Below are 16,155 nucleotides of genomic sequence, written 5' to 3'. Positions count from 1 at the left end.
ACCGCCAAGTCTTACTCGACTGCAAACCAATCTTGCGATCGATCGCAGCCCGCAAGGACTCCGCCGTCCACGTTTCTCTTTCTTCCATTCAACCTGTCAAACAGCACGAGAACCGAAGCCCTCACCCTACTCCGAGGAGCAGGAACCGACGCCTCGTCCTCCGGCTTGTAAACCGGCGGCTTCACAACAATCTGTCGTGAGGAGCGTCGGAGACACGCCGTCGATCCGTCCAGTGGGCGGCGGCAGCGCGTCGTCGATGGCCGTGTTATAAGGAGCCCCCCCCGACGTGTCAACAGGGTGCCTCCAGCAGATAATTGCACCGGTGTGACGCTGTGGACATGTTGGCCGGCTATTCGCCGCGAAATGTTGCAGTGCAACGCTTTGATGCCTGTGCATAACTTGCACTGCGGCAAGCGCCGGCTGCCCCGCCCGGCGGGCGCAGCGCGAAAAAGAGATTCGGAGTTCGCCGCGGTCGGTCAGAATTTTCGGCGTGCCGCCAAATTCGGAACGCGCATCCGTCCTGTTCGGCGTAGCCGCCGCCCGGATGCGCCCCCGCGCCGGCACCATCTGTGTTCGCCTGTGTATTAGTACGCGCGCGCGTAAAACGCGGATCCCCTGCCTGGAGCGCGTGCTTGGAGCCATTCGAGGGTTCGCGCTTGCCATGCTTTTGCCGCGACCTGCCCCTCACATGCCGCACGACATTGACGGGTCGCATGGCGAAAGGCATGGTCCGCTTTACGTCTTGGGAAAAGTTAAGCCTTAGAGCCGGATCCGATTGGATGGCGAGACGCTGATCGGCGTGCCGGTCTCTAAACGTGAGAAAGAGAACGCGTTCTCCGGTCGGCTTGCGCTGCAAGAGGAGCGGCGTGTGCTCCAGCGCTGTCGGCGCGCTCAGCTGAAGGGACGGATTTTGCAGCATCGACGATCTGCCGGAGCCTGGCGCGATGCCACAAGCGCAGCCGGGCTTGGCGACGATCCCCCGCTCGGGGTGGACGGAGATGAGGAAGATATCGATCGGCGCCGGGTGTCCGTGCGCTGGTTCGCGGCGACGCTTCTGACGGCCCTGTGCGGGTCGTTCCTCATGGGCGGCGCCGTCTACGCTGCGCTCGACGGGGAACACCGCTTTGCCCTGATGCCCGAAAAGGTGCGCAACGCCATCCGCGGCGCCCTCGCCGTCGGCGAGCGACCGGTCAATTCCGCCCGCAAGGGCGACCGCATGTCCCTGCTCGGCGACAGTGCCTCCGCCCGCCAGACCTTCCGCGTTTCCACCGCCACCAAGGTCGGCGACCGCGAGATCATCAAGGTGCGGCCGTTTACCCGCGTGGCGGCTAACCTCGCCATGAGCTCCACCTCGGTCTCCGCCAATATTCCGCGCTTCAACCCGGCCCAGGTGGTGGCTGAATCGGTTTCCAAGGAAGAGGCGGCGCCCCAGGCCGAGCCCACCGGCGAAGTCACCCTGGTGATGCGCGACCTGTCGAGCCTGCCGCAGAGCACCAAGCTCGGCGCCGCGGTGCCCATGGAGAACGTGCTGGTGAAGGTGCGCGAGGTGGCCGAGCTGAGCCGGGCCCAGCCGGGCCAGGGCACCCCCGGCGCCCTGCCACACGCCATCGTCGGCGGGACCGGCTTCGCCCCGGCCGCCTCACCCACACCCTATCTGTCCTACGCCAGCGTCGGCGACGCCCTGAGCAGCGGCGCCGGCCTGCCGGGAAGCGCGATGCCCGGCGCCCATGCGCCAGGCCTGCCGGCGCAGCAGGCGGCGCCCGGCAACATCAGCTTCGTACCCAAGACCTCGGATGAGACCTCCGGCGGCAACGACTGGTCCGACACCGCCGTGGTGGTGAAGAAGGGCGACACCATCGCCTCCATCCTCATCGACAACGGCGTCTCCAAGGACGATGCCCGCGCCGCCGCCGCCGCCTTCGGCCGGGGCCGCGACGGCCAGGTGAAGGACGGCCTGCGCATGCGCATGCTGCTCCAGGAGGAGAACAAGAAGATCCGCCCGTTGCGGGTTTCGATCTTCAGCGACCTCGGCCACGAGGGCACCGTCGCTTTGTCCGACAAGGACACGTTCGTGAACGTCCCCGAGCCGTCCGAGACCGAGATCGCCGGCATTTCCGAGGACACGGAAGACGATGACAGCGGGCCAGGCATCCGCCTCTACGAGAGCGTCTACGAAACCTGCCTGCGCAACGATGTCCCGCGCAGCGTCATCGCCGATATCATCCGCGTCTATTCCTTCGACGTGGACTTCCAGCGACGGGTGCGGCCGGGCGACAATTTCGAGATCCTGTTCTCCGACGATCCCGGCGCCGCCAACGATGTGCTCTACGCCGCGCTCACGGTGAACAAGGAAACCCGGCGCTATTATCGCTTCCAGACCTCCGACGACGGCGTGGTCGACTATTACGACGACGACGGCAAGAGCGCGAAGAAGTTCCTGGTCAGAAAGCCGCTCGCAGGGGGCATCATGCGCTCGCCCTTCGGCTATCGCCGCCACCCCATCCTCGGCTATTCCAAGCTGCATACCGGCGTGGACTGGGCCGATTCCATCGGCACCCCCATCTATGCGGCGGGCAACGGCACCATCATCTATGCCACCTGGAAATCCGGCTACGGCAAGCACACCGAGATCCAGCACGCCAACGGCTATGTAACCACCTATTCCCATCAGTCCGGATTTGCCCGCGGCATCCGCGAGGGCATGACGGTGCGCCAGGGCCAGCTCATCGGCTACATCGGCACCACCGGCCTCTCCACCGGACCGCACCTTCACTACGAGGTGAAGATCAACGGCAATTTCGTGGATCCCATGCGTATCCGCCTGCCGCGCGGTCGGGCTCTGGATGGCCGCTTCCTCGCCGAGTTCAAGCGCGAGCGCGAGCGCATCGAGGCGCTGCTGAGTCACGCGCCGGTGCCGCCCAAGGTGGCGAGCGCCAGCGCCGGCGCCAAGAAGGCCGCCAGCAACTGAGGACAGGTCTTGAGAGCTTTCAGGCCAGGCCCGCCTGAAGGCAAATCCCCGCATCGTCCAGCCGGCCTGCGATGCCGCCGGGCCGGCGCGTGATCCACCCCGGGGATAGGTGCGCGAGCTATCCCGCCTGCGACAGCGGCGGATGTTCCGGTCCCGTTGGGACCGCGCCAGTATGCGCCGCCCGTTTTCGACCACTGCGAGCACCGCTCATGATCCGCTTCGCCCGCCGCCTTGCCCTGCAGACCGCCGGCGCCGTCCTTCTCGCCGCCAGCCTGCCCCTTGCCGCCTTGGCGGGACAAGCGGACGACGACTATATCGCCGCCCGCAACACGGCCGAGGCGGCGCTCGCCGCGGCGGAGAAGGCGGGAGCGAACCCGGACGATCTGTACAAGCGCGACGAGACCGCCCTCGCGGCGCTGGAAAAGCGCATGGCCGCGCTCCTCGGCCAGCTCAAGTTCAAGGGCCTCGACGCCCAGCCTACCTTTTCGCCGGGCACCCTGCTGGACGGCCAGATCGAATCGGGCGAGCCCGACGGCCTGCGGTTTTCAGACACCGACTTCACCACGCGCCTGCTGGTCTCTCCCGAGCCGGTCTTCACCTCCTGGCTCGCCGGTCGCGCCAAGGAGGAGAATGCCCCGCCGGCGCTTGCAGGTGGCATCAAGGCCGCCATGGCCAGCGATATTTTCTATACCTACGCCATCAGCAGCGACGCCGCCTTCTCCAGCTATGTGGAACTTCCAGTCGCGGCCGGCGAGGGCGAGACCGCCTATGCCGCCCTCGGCCTTTTCAGCCAGGATGTGGCGGCGAACCAGGTGCCCGACAGCATCGTCATCACCCGCATCGCCAGCGGACGCGTGATCATCGGCACCAGCGAGGCGAAGGTAGCCATCAAGTCCATTCCGGCCTGCGATCAGGTCTGGAAGACCTATGCCGCCAAGGCCAAGACGCTGCGCGCCGCGGCGCAGAAGTCGAAGAAGGACGACGATCCGCGCTGGGACGACGCCTCCCGTGCCGAGGACGACGGCTCCGCCGCCTATCGCGCCTGCTTCGCGAAGGAGGCCAGGAGCCAGCCCTTCTTCGCCGCCGCAGTGGCGCGCGCCGAAGCCCTGCTTCAGACCGCGCGCGGCAAATGATCGATCGGCCGCGGGTCCGGGCGGTCCGCGCCTTCAGCCGGCGGCGCCCATCACACCGCCCAGAAGGCGGCCGCGCCCTCGGGCAGGGTGGCGAGGACATGGTCGAGCTTTTCCTCCTCCATGTTCCGCCGCAGGGCCGCCGCCACATCGGCGATGGCGGAGACCGGCGCGAAATTGTGGTGCCGACGCAAATCCTGCACTTCGGCCGTCAGTGTTGCCCGGTCCGTGAATGTCCGCCGCGGCTCCGCCGGATCCCAATCCGCGACGAAGATCGCCCGGAGCACGGGTGGCAGCACGCCGGCAAAACGGATGGCGTCATCCAGCGACAGGCGCCGCCGGAACACCCGCAGCACCCCGTCCACCATGGTGTAGGCCTGATTGCGCGTGCCGAGGCCCGCCGTGTCCCGCGCGTCGGCCAGGAAGCGCTCGAAATCCTCGGTGGCGTGCTGGAGATCCATCGGTATCGGCATCGTTCGCTCCCCGGTCCGGCGCGAACGCCATAGACCTTGCGGGAGACATGAAAAAGGCCCTCCCGATGGGGAGGGCCTTTCTGTTCTCAGCCGCTCAGGACCGGACCGTCATCAGGCGGCCTGGTCCACCGGGGCCGCCTCGCGGTGGAAGGTGAGGTGGCCGTCTTCCAGGCCCACCTTCACGGTCGCCCCGTCCAGGATGTCGCCGGCGAGGATCTTCTCGGCCAGCGGGTCCTGCACCAGCTTCTGGATGGTGCGCTTCAGGGGACGCGCGCCATAGGCCGGGTCGTAGCCCTTGTCGCCGAGGAAGTGCCGCGCCTCGGGCGACAGCTCGATGGTGATCTTGCGATCCTCCAGCAGCTTGCGCAGCCGGCCCATCTGGATGTCGACGATGGTGTCCATCTGCTCCCGCTTCAGGCGGTGGAACATGACGATCTCGTCGATGCGGTTGATGAATTCGGGGCGGAAGTGACGCCGCACCGCTCCCATCACCAGCTCGTAGGCCTCCTCGTCGGACACCACCTGGTCGCCCTCATGGCCCGGCACCTTGAAGCCGATGGGGTGGCGGGGGTCCGCCAGATATTCGGCGCCGAGGTTGGAGGTCATGACGATGAGCACGTTGCGGAAATCCACCGTGCGGCCCTGCCCGTCCGTCAGCCGCCCGTCGTCGAGCACCTGGAGCAGGACGTTGAACACGTCCGGATGGGCCTTCTCCACCTCGTCGAACAGCACCACCTGATAGGGCCGGCGGCGGACCGCCTCGGTGAGGGCACCGCCCTCGTCATAGCCCACATAGCCGGGAGGCGCACCGATGAGGCGGCTCACGGAGTGCTTCTCCATGTATTCCGACATGTCGATGCGGACCATGGCGGTCTCGTCGTCGAACAGGAATTCGGCGAGCGCCTTGGTCAGCTCGGTCTTGCCGACGCCGGTGGGGCCGAGGAACAGGAACGAGCCGATGGGCCGGTTCGGGTCCTGGAGGCCGGCGCGGGCCCGGCGCACGGCGGTGGAGACGGCGGCCACGGCCTCCGACTGGCCCACCACGCGCTTGGCCAGCTCCAGCTCCATGCGCAGCAGCTTCTCGCGCTCGCCTTCCAGCATCTTGTCCACCGGCACGCCGGTCCAGCGGGAGACGACGCCGGCGATGTGGCTCGGCGTCACCGCCTCTTCCACCATCTGCCCGGCCGCGCCCGCCTTCTCGACATCGGCGAGCTTCTTCTCCAGCTCCGGGATGACCGAATAGGTCAGCTCGCCGGCCTTCTGGTATTCGCCCTGCCGCTGCGCGGTGGCCAGGTCCGCCCGCGCCTGGTCGAGCTTCGACTTCAGCGTGGTCGCGGCGCCCAGCTTCTCCTTCTCCGCCTTCCACTTGGAGGTGAGGACGGAAGCCTTCTCCTCAAGGTCGGCCAACTCCTTCTCCGACCGCTTCAGGCGGTCCTTCGAGGCGGTGTCGGTCTCCTTCTTGAGGGCCTCCTGCTCGATCTTGCGACGCATAATCTCGCGATCGAGGTTGTCCAGCTCCTCGGGCTTGGAATCCACCTGCATGCGCAGGCGGGAAGCCGCCTCGTCCATCAGGTCGATGGCCTTGTCGGGCAGGAAGCGGTCAGTGATGTAGCGGTTGGACAGGACCGCCGCCGACACCAGCGCGGAGTCGGTAATGCGCACGCCATGGTGCAGCTCATACTTCTCCTTCAGCCCGCGCAGGATGGAGACGGTATCCTCCACCGTGGGCTCGGCCACGAAGACGGGCTGGAACCGACGGGCCAGGGCCGCGTCCTTCTCCACGTGCTTGCGATATTCATCCAGCGTGGTGGCGCCGACGCAGTGCAGCTCGCCGCGCGCGAGGGCCGGCTTCAAGAGGTTAGACGCATCCATGGCGCCGTCGGTCTTGCCGGCGCCGACCAGGGTGTGCATCTCGTCGATGAACAGGATGATGCCGCCTTCCGCGCTCTCCACCTCGGAGAGCACGCTCTTCAGGCGCTCCTCGAACTCACCGCGATATTTCGCGCCGGCGATGAGGGAGCCCATGTCGAGGGCGAGCAGGCTCTTGCCCTTCAGGCTCTCGGGCACGTCGCCGTCCACGATGCGGCGGGCGAGGCCCTCCACGATGGCGGTCTTGCCGACGCCGGGCTCGCCGATGAGCACGGGATTGTTCTTGGTGCGGCGCGCCAGCACCTGGATGGTGCGGCGGATCTCCTCGTCACGGCCGATGACCGGGTCGAGCTTGCCGTCCCGCACGGCCTGGGTCAGGTCGCGGGCGTATTTCTTCAGGGCATCATAGGCGTTCTCGGCGGTGGCGCTGTCCGCGGTGCGGCCCTTGCGCAGGGCCTCGATGGCCGCGTTCAGGGTCTGCGGCGTCACGCCGGCCTTCACCAGAATGCGGCCCGCCTCGGTGTCCTTCTCGATGGTCAAAGCGAGCAGCATCCGCTCGACGGTGACATAGCCGTCACCCGCCTTCTTGGCCGCCTGCTCGGCGGTCTCGAACACCTTGGCCAGCTGCTGGCTGAGATAGACCTGGCCGGAGCCGCCTTCCACCTTCGGCAGCTTCTTCAGCGCCGCTTCCACCTCGGCCCGCACCAGCACGGGATTGCCGCCCGCGCGCTGGATCAGGCCCGAGCACAGGCCTTCGGGATCGTCCATCAGCACCTTCAGCAGGTGCTCGGGCGTGAACTGCTGGTTGCCTTCCCGGGTCGCCAGCGACTGGGCCGACTGGACGAAGCCGCGCGCGCGCTCGGTATAGATCTCAAAATTCATGTCTCTCCTCCTTCTCGCGCCCGGTACCTTCTCAGGAAGCATAGGGGGCACGGTGGGACACGGTCCCGGCATCCCCGGCTACCGCCACACAGGTGGAACAAACCTGCGCCGTGCTTCATGTGGGTGTGGCAACGGGGCAACGGAAGGGGTCGATGGCTGATTTCGCGCTGATCCTGCACGCGCAAGGCCCAGACCCCTTTCGTACCGATCGGCAGATTGGACCGATCCGCACCCGCCGCCTTGATCCAGGCGAAATTTCCATGGCCTTGACCATCGATGCCCGGCATGGGAGGGGCGGCCCCGAACCGGAGAGATCGCCATGCCCGTGCCTGTGCCCCCAGCGCCCGTCTCGCCCGCCGCCTCGACCGCTTCAGCGCAGGCCCTGCCCACAGCCACGCTCAAGGCCATCTACCGCCATCCCGTGAAGGGCCTGTCGCCGGAAGCCCTCGATGCGGTGACGCTTGAGGCAGGCGCCTTCTTCCCGAACGACCGGCTGTATGCAGTGGAGAACGGCCCCAGCGGGTTTGATCCCGACGCCCCGGCCTACCGGCCCAAGACCGCCTTCCTCATGCTGATGCGCGACGCGCGCCTTGCCGGCCTCGCCTCCCGCTATGAACAGGAAACGGCAACGCTCACGCTCGCCCTCGACGGCCATGAGGCGGTCCGCGCCGACCTTTCCACGGCGGATGGCCGGGCGGAGGTGGAAGCCTTCCTCACCTTCTATATGGGCGAGGAGGCGCGCGGACCCTTGCGGCTGCTCACCGCGCCGGAGGGCTTCCGCTTCACCGATTCCGTGCGCTCGGGCTTCCTGTCCCTGCTCAACCTCGACAGCGTGCGCGATCTGGAAGTCCGCATGGGCGCCCCCCTCGACCCCCGGCGCTTCCGCATGAACCTGCATCTGGAAGGCTGGCCCGCCGGTGCGGAATTGGAGCTTGCGGGCCAGCGCCTGAAGATGGGCACGGCCGAGATCGCCGTACTCAAGCGCACCGAGCGCTGCGCCGCCGTGAACGTGAACCCGCAGACCGCCGCCCGCGACCTCAACGTGGTGAAGGGGCTGATGGTGGCCTACGGCCACACCGATTGCGGCATCTATGCCAAGGTGGTGCGCTCCGGGCGCGTGGCAGTGGGCGACACGGTGGCCCTCGCCTGAGGGGGCCTTGCTCCGCACGAACCCCATCCAAGGAGAGGAAAACGCCATGTCTCTCTCATCAGAGTCTCTCTCACTCGCCTCGCTTCTGCCCATCCGCCGGTCGTCCGCCCTCGCTCCGGTGGTGCTCGCCGCGATGGTCCTCGCCCTCGCCCCGGCCGGAGCGGCAAGCTTCGACTGCACCACCGCCCGCGCGGCGGACGAGAAGGCAGTCTGCGACAGCTGCGACCTCGCCCAGCTCGATGTGAAGATGTCCACCCTCTACGGCGTCCTTACCAAGCTGGTCGCCATGGGCCAGCGCGGCATGATCCAGGACGCCCAGCGGGCCTGGCTGGCGCAGCGCTCCACCTGCGGCGGCGATACCGGCTGCCTCGCCACCGCCTACAAGGGCCGGATCGGCCAGTTGGAAACCGCGCTGGGTGAGATCTATTCCCGTGGCCCCTTCTGAGGCATGTTGGGGTGACCTGAGCGGGTCCGGCGGCCCGTCAGGAGAGCCTTTCGCGTTTCAGGGCGGTCGCGCTGCATTGAAACGCGAACGCCGTCCCATCCTCTGTTTTTCACGCGCTTTCGCCGCGCGCGCGGCCATCCGCGTCGCCCGGAAGCGCTCCAGCCGCGGCGTTCCATGACCCTTGCTCCCATACGCCCTTTTCCCGGCACGCCTTCCGTTGTGTTCGACGCGGTGGACACCTGGGTGTTCGACCTCGACAACACCCTCTACCCCGCCCACCACGACCTCTGGTCCCAGATCGACGCCCGCATGAAGGGCTATATTTCCGACCTTCTGGGCATTCCGCCCGAAGACGCCTTCCGCATCCAGAAGGACTATTACCGCCGCTACGGCACGTCCCTGCGCGGCCTGATGATCGAGCACGGGGTGGAGCCGGACGCCTTCCTCAACCATGTGCACGACGTGGACCTGTCGGGGCTCGACGCCTCGCCGCGCCTCGCCGCCGCCATCGAGGCACTCCCGGGGGCGAAGATCGTCTACACCAACGGCTCGGAGCGCCACGCCCGCAACGTGCTGGAAAAGCTGGGCATGGACGCCCATTTCGCCGCCGTGCACGACATCGTGGCCGCCGAATTCCACCCCAAGCCCACCGAGGAAGCCTATCTGCGCTTTCTGAGGGCGCATGGCGTGGACCCGACCCGGTCCGCCATGTTCGAGGACCTCGCCCGCAACCTTGAGGTGCCGCACCGGCTCGGCATGGTCACCGTGCTGGTGGTGCCGCCGGGCGAAACCGTCGCCGCGCGCGAGAGCTGGGAGTTCGAGGGCCGCGAGGACGCCTATGTGGACCACATCACCACCGACCTTGCCGGCTTCCTCGAAACCGTTGCGCGGCAAGCCCCGCCGCCGGTGATGGAGCAGGACTAAGGGCACGGGCACGGGACCTTGACGGCAGAGGGGAAGCCATGACCACCACCATCCGCACCCTCGATCCCGCCGAGGTGGAAACCGCCGTGGACTGGGCCGCGCGGGAGGGCTGGAATCCCGGCCTTGCCGACGCCTCCGCCTTCCTCGCCCAGGACAAAACCGCCTTCCGCGGCCTGTTTCGCGACGGCGCGCTGGCGGCAATCATCTCCGCCACGACCTATCAAGAGCTCTTCACCTTCGTGGGGTTCTACATCTGCAGACCGGACCTGCGCGGGCAGGGGCTCGGCCTTGCCCTGTGGCAAGATACCTTCAACGGCCTCAAGGGCACGGTCGGCCTCGACGGCGTCGTGGCGCAACAGGACAATTATGCCCGCTCCGGCTTCGTGCTCGCCCATCGCAACATCCGCTATGGCGGGACGGCGCCGGCCGGCGCGAGCGATCCCCGCGTAGTGGACATCGCCCCAAACCATATGGACGGCGTGGCCACGATGGATGCCGCCTGCTTCGGCTTCGCCCGCCCCGACTTCCTGAAGGCCTGGCTTGCCCCGCCCTTCGGCCATGCCTGCGCCTTCGTCGCGGAGGGGGCGGTGAAGGGCTACGGCGTCATCCGCCGCTGCCGGGAGGGCCACAAGATCGGCCCCCTGTTCGCTGACGACGCGGAGGCGGCCGCCGCCCTTTTCGGCACGCTGGTGGCGACCGCACAGGGCGGGCCGGTGTTCCTCGACGTGCCCGAGCCCCACGCCGCCGCCCGCGCCCTGGCCGAGGGGGCGGGCCTTGCCCCGGTGTTCGAGACCGCGCGCATGTATCGAGGACCTGCCCCGCAGCTGCCGCTCCGGCGGATTTTCGGCATCACCAGCTTCGAATTGGGTTGATCCGCCTTGAGAGCGCCGCGACACCCCGTTAGCTGCAACGCAGCAACGGCGGAGGGACGCGTGGCTTACGGTCTGATCGGGGGAGCAGGTGTGGGATTTGCGCTGGGCGGGCCGCTCGGCGCCTTGCTCGGCGCGCTGGCGGGGCATGCCCTCGACCGGCTGCTGCTCGCGCCGGCGGAAAAGCCCGCCGCCTTCTCGGTGGCGCTCATCGCTTTGTCGGCCAAGATGGCCAAGGCCGACGGGGTGGTGGTGCCGGCCGAGGTCGCGGCCTTCCGCGAGGTGTTCGACATCCCGCCCGAGGACCTCGACGCCGTGGCCCGCCTGTTCAACCTCGCCAAGCAGGACACCGCCGGCTTCGAGGCCTACGCCCGGCAGGTGGCGCAGCTGTTCGCCGACGATCCGGACACCCGCGAGGACCTGCTGGACGCCTTGTTCCATGTGGCCAAGGCCGACCACGCCCTGCACGAGAAGGAGCTGGTGTTCCTGGAGGAGGTCGCCCGCATCCTCGGCTTCACCGGTGCCGCCTATGCCCGCATCGAGGCGCGGCACGTGCGCCGCCCGGGCGACCCCTATGCCGTGCTCGATCTCGACCCGGGCGCCTCCGACGAGGAAGTGAAGGCGCGCTGGCGGGCGCTGGTGGCGAGCCACCACCCCGACAAGATCGCCAGGCGCGGCCTGCCGCCCGCCGCCATCAAGCTCGCCAACGACCGGGTGGCGGCGCTGAACGCTGCCTATTCCGTCATCACCCGGCAGCGGAGGCTGGCATGAGCTTGCCGGATACCCCCATCCCCGCGCTTCTGTCCGCCCCGGACAGCCCGTGCGTGGACAGCCTTATGCCCTCGCCCAATTTCGGGCCGCGCCGGGCGAAGGTGGACATGCTGGTGCTGCACTATACCGGCATGGCGAGCGCCGATGCTGCCATCGACCTGCTGCGCACCCCCTCCTCCGAGGTATCCTGCCATTATGTGGTGCGGGAGGACGGCCGCGTGGTGCAGATGGTGGCCGAGGCGGCGCGGGCGTGGCACGCGGGCCGCTCGTCCTGGGAGGGGGTCAGCGACACCAATTCCCGCTCCATCGGCATCGAGATCGTCAATGGCGGCCATGATTTCGGCCTGCCGGACTTCCCCGCCGTGCAGATCGCGGCGGTGATCGCCCTGTGCGCCGACATCCTCACCCGCCAAGCCATCCGCGCCGACCGGGTGCTCGCCCATTCGGACGTGGCCCCGGGGCGCAAGCGCGATCCGGGCGAGAATTTTCCGTGGGGCGCCCTGCATGCCGCCGGCATCGGCCATCTGGTGCCGCCGTCGCGGGTCGAGGGCGGGCGCTTCTTCATGCTGGGGGATGCCGGGGAGCCGGTGGCGGCGCTGAAGGCCATGCTCGCGCTCTACGGCTACGGCATCGATCTGACCGACGCTTACGATACCGAAACCGCCGACGTGATAGCCGCCTTCCAGCGCCATTTCCGCCCCGCCAAGGTGGACGGGGTGGCGGACGCCGCCACCATCCTCACCCTGCGCGACCTGATCGCCACGCGGCCGGGGGAGGAGCCGGCGGTCACCTGAGCTCGCGGCTGAGCCTCAGGCGATGCCGGTCAGCAGCAGATCGTGGATGTGCAGCACGCCCACCGGCGCCTTGCCGTCCACCACCATCAACGCCGTGATCTTGCGGCTGTTGAGGATGTTGAGGGCCTCGGAGGCGAGCTGGTCCGGCCGCACCGTCTTGGGCGCGGGGGTCATGATCTCGTCCACCGTGCGGGCGGGGAGGTTGTTGGCCATGTGACGGCGCAGGTCGCCGTCGGTGACGATGCCGGTCAGGGCGCCATCCGGGCCCACCACGCCCACGCAGCCGAGGCCCTTGGTGCTCATTTCCACCAGCGCGGCGCCCATGAGGGTACCGGCCACTACCACGGGCACCGCATCGCCCTGGCGCATCACGTCGCGCACGAACTTCAGGCTCGCGCCCAGCTTGCCGCCGGGGTGGAACTGGCGAAAATCGAGAGCGGTGAAGCCCCGGCTCTGCAGCAGCGCCACCGCCAGCGCATCGCCCAGCGCCAGCTGCATGAGGGTGGAGGTGGTGGGGGCGAGCCCGTGGGGGCAGGCCTCCTGCGCCACCGGCAGGCTCAGCACCACGCTGGCGCTCGAGGCCAGCGCGCTCTCGGTGTTGGAGGTGAAGGCGATGAGCGGCACGTCGAAGCGACGCGAATAATCCACGATATCGTGCAGTTCCACCGTCTCGCCGGACCAGGAGAGGGCCACGATCACGTCGTCGGTGGTGATCATGCCGAGGTCGCCGTGGCTGGCCTCGGCGGGGTGGACATAATGGGCCGGCGTGCCGGTGGAGGCGAGGGTCGCGGCGATCTTGCGCGCCACGTGCCCACTCTTGCCCATGCCGGTGACGATGACCCGGCCGTGGGAATTCTGGATGGTGGCGACCGCCACCTCGAAGGCCGCGCCGAGCGGGCCTGCCATGGCCTCGGCCAGCGCCGTGAGGCCCGCCTTTTCCGCATCAAGAGTTGCAAGCGCGGAGACCACCGAAGCGGGATGCACGTGCGACCCGTCGTCGGCCGGGACTTTATTTGCCGGAGAACGCATCATTGCGACTGGATAGCACCGATCGCCGCCAAAGGGGAGAGACGCCCCGCCACGGGGCGAGCGCCCGGTTGCGAAGAAGGGCCGCCCTGCCCCCTTTTGCGCCTGCGGGGGAGCGACTGTGCGGTCAAGCGGTCCTCCATCTGGGTTTTGAGCGCAGCCTGGCGTTAAGGATGGGGCGGGGGCGGCGCCTCAAGACGAGAGGGCACCGTCGCCGTCCGGCTTGACCGGACGGCCCGTGGAACGGCGGGGGCAACGCGGCGGGGCTTGGAAAGGCGGCGATATGGACCCTCCGGTCAAGCCGGAGGGCGACGGGGTGGGAGAAGTGCCGGCTCGCTCTCCCGCGTGGGGGTTGGGGGGCAGGGTGCGCAGGATCGCGGCGAGCCTTGGGAACGAACCGGGAAGATCCAGCCGCAACCGATTCGGTCATGCTGTGTTCCCGCTGCGGGCGCGCCTTGAAGCCGAGGATGTGCCGGAATGGGACACCGCCTTCTCCCATTGAGGCGGACCCGCGGAGGCCGCCTCCCCTCCCAACCCGCCCCCCGATTCCGATCGGCGCCGATTTGCTCTAGGCTCGCCCCGTTCGATCCACCCGTTCGATCCAGCGAAAGCGCGCCGGCCGCATGTGGTCCCGCCTCTATTGGCTCGCCGTGGGCGGCCCCCTCGCCGCCGGCCTTCTGGTCATGGGCGCCGATCCCAGCCCGCTGGCGGACGCGCGCAATGGCCTGTTCGACCTCTACCAGCGCGCCGCCCCCCGCGCCTACGACCCGGACCTGCCGGTGCGCGTGGTGGACGTGGACGAGGCCTCTCTTGCCCGCATCGGCCAGTGGCCGTGGCCCCGCGCCACCGTGGCCCGGCTGGTGGACAAGCTTAACGCATCGGGCGCCGGCGCCATCGCCTTCGACATGGTGTTCTCCGAGCCGGACCGGCTCGACCCCGCCGCCGTGGTGGGCCTGTTGCCCGAGGATGTGCGCGCGCCGGTCCAGACCGCTTTGGCCGGGCGCGAGAGCAATGACGAGATCCTCGCCCGCGCCCTCGGTGAAAGCCCGTCGGTGCTGGGCGCGGTGCTCACCGGCACGCGCACCGGCGCGACCTATCCGGCGAAATGGGGCATCGCCGCCGCCGGGGACGATCCGCTCGCCTTCGTGCCGCGCTTTGCCGGCGCGGTGGCGCCCCTGCCGGGCCTTGCGGGGGCGGCCAAGGGCATCGGCGCGTTGAACTGGCTGCCCGACCGCGATCAGGTGGTGCGCCGCGTGCCCCTGCTGCTCGCGCTCGACGGCAAGCTGGTGCCCGGCCTCGGCGCCGAGGCGCTCCGGGTGGCTCAGGGCGCGACCACCTATGTGGTGCGCGCTTCCAACGCCAGCGGCGATGAAGGCTTCGGCACCCAGTCCGGCATCACGGCGGTGAAGATCGGCGCCCTCGACGTGCCCACCGACTCCCAAGGGGAGGTGCGGGTGCGCTTTACCCCCACCGACCCGCGCCGCTTCCTCTCCGCCGCCGCCGTGCTGGACGGCACCGTGCCGCGGGAGGAGCTGGAGGGCCGCATCGTGCTGGTGGGCACCAGCGCCGCCGGCCTCATGGACACGCGGGCCACCCCCATCGACGCGGCGGTGGCGGGGGTGGAGATCCAGGCCCAGCTCATCGAGCACTTGGTGAGCGGGGCCAATCTGGTGCGTCCGGACTGGGCGCGCGGCGCCGAAATGGTGCTCACGGCGGTGCTGGGCCTGCTGCTGGCCCTGGTGCTGCCCCGCGTCTCGGCGCTGGCGGCGGGGGTGGCGGGACTTGGGGTGGTGGCGGCGCTGGCGGCGGGGGCATGGTTCGCCTTCACACGGCTCGACCTGCTGCTCGATCCCATGGGGCCGGGCTGGGCGGTGCTCGGTGTCTATCTCATGGGGGTGCTGGCGCTCTATCGTGACGAGCAGAAGCAGAAGAAATGGGTGCGCTCGGTGTTCGGCCGCTTCGTCTCGCCGCAGGTGGTGGAGAAGCTGGCGGAAAATCCCGAGCGCCTGGTGCTCGGCGGCGAGACGCGGGAGATCACCATCCTGTTCTGCGACCTGCGCGATTTCACGTCCCTCTCGGAGACCATGGACGCGCAGGCGCTCACCCGATTCATGAACGCTTACCTCACGCCCATGACCGAAGTGGTGCTCGCCCATGGCGGCACCATCGACAAATATATCGGTGACGCCATCATGGCGTTCTGGAACGCGCCCATGGACGACCCGGCCCACGCCCGCAACGCCGCCCTGTGCGCGCTGGCCATGTCGGCTCGGCTCGATGCGCTGAACGTGGAATGGCGCCGGCAGGCGGAGGCGGCGGGACGGCCGTTCTCGCCGGTGCGCTGCGGCATCGGGCTCGCCACCGGGCCGTGCTGCGTGGGCAATCTCGGCTCGGACCAGCGGCTCGAATATTCCTGCCTCGGGGATGACGTGAACCTCGCCTCGCGCATCGAAGGGGCGACCAAGTCCATGCGCGTGGACATCCTCGTCTCCGAGGCGACGCGCGCCGCCGTGGCGGACCTGCCGTTCCTCGAGGCCGACCTCCTGATGCTGAAGGGCAAGTCGCGGGCAAGCCAGCTCTATTTGCTGGCGGGCGACGCCGCCTTCGCCGGCTCTGATGCCTTTGACACGCTGGCCCGGCGCCATGCGGCGCTGATGTCGGCCTACGGCGCCGGCCATTTTTCTCTGGCCCGCGCCGCCGCCGAGGCGCTGGCGAGCGAAGGCCCGGACCGCCTCTCGCGCTTCTACACGCTCTATGCCGAGAGGTGCCAAGATGCCTCCACCACCCCGACGCCTGCCGGAAGCATCAGCTAGAGCGTATCCCTGGGCCGCTTCGCGCTTGCAAACCGGCCGCT

The 16,155-nt window shown here is 68.7% G+C and carries 12 protein-coding genes; 9 read left to right on the top strand and 3 right to left on the bottom strand.

The features are described from left to right. Nucleotides 1–1,024: 1,024 nt before the first annotated feature. Nucleotides 1,025–2,968 (top strand): M23 family metallopeptidase, encoded by a 1,944-nt coding sequence (locus FBQ73_RS17735; RefSeq protein WP_246089758.1) that lies wholly within the window; start codon nucleotides 1,025–1,027, stop codon nucleotides 2,966–2,968. A 209-nt stretch (nucleotides 2,969–3,177) separates the two neighbouring features. Next, on the top strand, nucleotides 3,178–4,101 hold the full coding sequence (locus FBQ73_RS17730; protein WP_138400803.1) for a hypothetical protein: 924 nt from the start codon (nucleotides 3,178–3,180) through the stop codon (nucleotides 4,099–4,101). A gap of 50 nt (nucleotides 4,102–4,151) precedes the next feature. Here the strand turns inward: FBQ73_RS17730 and FBQ73_RS17725 are convergent, their stop codons facing one another. After that, nucleotides 4,152–4,571, bottom strand: a complete 420-nt coding sequence (locus tag FBQ73_RS17725; RefSeq protein ID WP_138400802.1) for a DUF2267 domain-containing protein — start codon at nucleotides 4,569–4,571, stop codon at nucleotides 4,152–4,154. A 111-nt stretch (nucleotides 4,572–4,682) separates the two neighbouring features. Beyond that, complete coding sequence (gene clpB / locus FBQ73_RS17720; RefSeq protein WP_138400801.1) at nucleotides 4,683–7,322, bottom strand: ATP-dependent chaperone ClpB; 2,640 nt, start codon at nucleotides 7,320–7,322, stop codon at nucleotides 4,683–4,685. Between the two features lie 319 nt (nucleotides 7,323–7,641). Here clpB and FBQ73_RS17715 point away from each other — a divergent pair, with 319 nt between their 5' ends. The 6 genes from FBQ73_RS17715 to FBQ73_RS17690 all read left to right on the top strand — a co-directional run bounded on the left by FBQ73_RS17715 (nucleotide 7,642) and on the right by FBQ73_RS17690 (nucleotide 12,275). Continuing rightward, complete coding sequence (locus tag FBQ73_RS17715; RefSeq protein ID WP_138400800.1) at nucleotides 7,642–8,472, top strand: MOSC domain-containing protein; 831 nt, start codon at nucleotides 7,642–7,644, stop codon at nucleotides 8,470–8,472. Nucleotides 8,473–8,518: 46 nt separating this feature from the next. Next, nucleotides 8,519–8,917 carry a lysozyme inhibitor LprI family protein gene (locus FBQ73_RS17710; protein ID WP_138400799.1) on the top strand — a complete coding sequence of 133 codons (399 nt, stop codon included), beginning with the start codon at nucleotides 8,519–8,521 and terminating at the stop codon, nucleotides 8,915–8,917. 174 nt (nucleotides 8,918–9,091) lie between these two features. After that, complete coding sequence (locus tag FBQ73_RS17705; RefSeq protein WP_138400798.1) at nucleotides 9,092–9,841, top strand: pyrimidine 5'-nucleotidase; 750 nt, start codon at nucleotides 9,092–9,094, stop codon at nucleotides 9,839–9,841. Between the two features lie 38 nt (nucleotides 9,842–9,879). Then, nucleotides 9,880–10,713 carry a GNAT family N-acetyltransferase gene (locus tag FBQ73_RS17700; RefSeq protein ID WP_138400797.1) on the top strand — a complete coding sequence of 278 codons (834 nt, stop codon included), beginning with the start codon at nucleotides 9,880–9,882 and terminating at the stop codon, nucleotides 10,711–10,713. A 60-nt stretch (nucleotides 10,714–10,773) separates the two neighbouring features. After that, nucleotides 10,774–11,481, top strand: a complete 708-nt coding sequence (locus FBQ73_RS17695; protein ID WP_138400796.1) for a molecular chaperone DjiA — start codon at nucleotides 10,774–10,776, stop codon at nucleotides 11,479–11,481. After that, the gene (locus FBQ73_RS17690) at nucleotides 11,478–12,275 is read left to right on the top strand and encodes an N-acetylmuramoyl-L-alanine amidase (RefSeq protein ID WP_138400795.1); all 798 of its coding nucleotides are present in this window, start codon (nucleotides 11,478–11,480) and stop codon (nucleotides 12,273–12,275) included. The genes FBQ73_RS17695 and FBQ73_RS17690 overlap by 4 nt, the downstream gene beginning before the upstream one ends. Before the next feature lie 15 nt (nucleotides 12,276–12,290). Here the strand turns inward: FBQ73_RS17690 and FBQ73_RS17685 are convergent, their stop codons facing one another. Continuing rightward, nucleotides 12,291–13,307, bottom strand: a complete 1,017-nt coding sequence (locus FBQ73_RS17685; protein ID WP_138400794.1) for a KpsF/GutQ family sugar-phosphate isomerase — start codon at nucleotides 13,305–13,307, stop codon at nucleotides 12,291–12,293. Nucleotides 13,308–13,924: 617 nt separating this feature from the next. On the opposite strand from FBQ73_RS17685, the gene FBQ73_RS17680 reads away from it, so the two are divergent. Then, the gene (locus FBQ73_RS17680) at nucleotides 13,925–16,114 is read left to right on the top strand and encodes a CHASE2 domain-containing protein (protein ID WP_138400793.1); all 2,190 of its coding nucleotides are present in this window, start codon (nucleotides 13,925–13,927) and stop codon (nucleotides 16,112–16,114) included. The last annotated feature ends 41 nt before the right edge of the window (nucleotides 16,115–16,155 follow it).

Source organism: Xanthobacter autotrophicus (assembly GCF_005871085.1).
GTDB lineage: Bacteria > Pseudomonadota > Alphaproteobacteria > Rhizobiales > Xanthobacteraceae > Xanthobacter > Xanthobacter autotrophicus.
Note: the sequence above shows the minus strand (reverse complement) of the source record. Positions and strands in the feature narration are given on the sequence as shown.